The sequence below is a fragment of the Mesorhizobium sp. M7A.F.Ca.MR.148.00.0.0 genome (genome assembly GCF_003997735.1).
In the GTDB taxonomy this organism is placed as follows: domain Bacteria; phylum Pseudomonadota; class Alphaproteobacteria; order Rhizobiales; family Rhizobiaceae; genus Mesorhizobium.
This window is the reverse complement of sequence record NZ_RZTB01000359.1, coordinates 1-613: the sequence shown is the minus strand read 5'-3', so window position 1 is coordinate 613 and position 613 is coordinate 1. Positions and strand designations below refer to the sequence as shown.

Here is a 613-nt window from a genome sequence, read left to right as displayed (position 1 = left end):
ACCTGACCGGCTGCACTGTCCCTGATAAAAATAGCTTGTGAGTTTTAGGAAAACAGACTTGGCTGTCGCCAAGCGCTTTTCCTTATTTTTTCAAGTCACTAGCTGGGATATCGGGAGGCATTTCAAACCCAATTGCGCGATCTGCGATCGCAACATAGAGGCAAGAGGTCGGAAAGCCAAGTGGCATTCAAACTGTAGGTCAGTTTGAAATTCAACCTTCAAACAATCCCCTCGGAGTGTCATATTGTTGGCATGGGGCCGCTGACAGGCTGGGGTCAGAGCGGGCGAGGTGTGGCGATTGTGACTGATAACCACCCGAAGCGCCCGCGCCGCCAAGGCGAAAGCAGGAAAGATGAAGAACGGCGTTCTATTATCCGCTCATTGGTTGAGCTAGATCGGCCGGTTGCAGAGCTTGAAAAGCTTTTGGCGCCGCTTCCCTGGGACTATCCAACTGCGCTGGTCACGCTGACCTACGATCACATTCGAAGCGTTCTCTTGCGCTTTCTAGCCGGGAACCTCGAGGCGAAGGACGTCGAGGAATGGGCCGATCTTGTTGAAATGCGAGATGATATCGAGTTCGCAGAAGACCGGACGAAAGAGGTAGTCCATATGC

The 613-nt window shown here is 52.5% G+C and carries 1 protein-coding gene; it reads left to right on the top strand.

Annotated features, from left to right (window positions below):
- Positions 1 to 204 precede the first annotated feature (204 nt).
- Positions 205 to 613: hypothetical protein (locus tag EOB49_RS34495; protein WP_164781959.1), on the top strand; the 409-nt coding region annotated here is incomplete at its 3' end.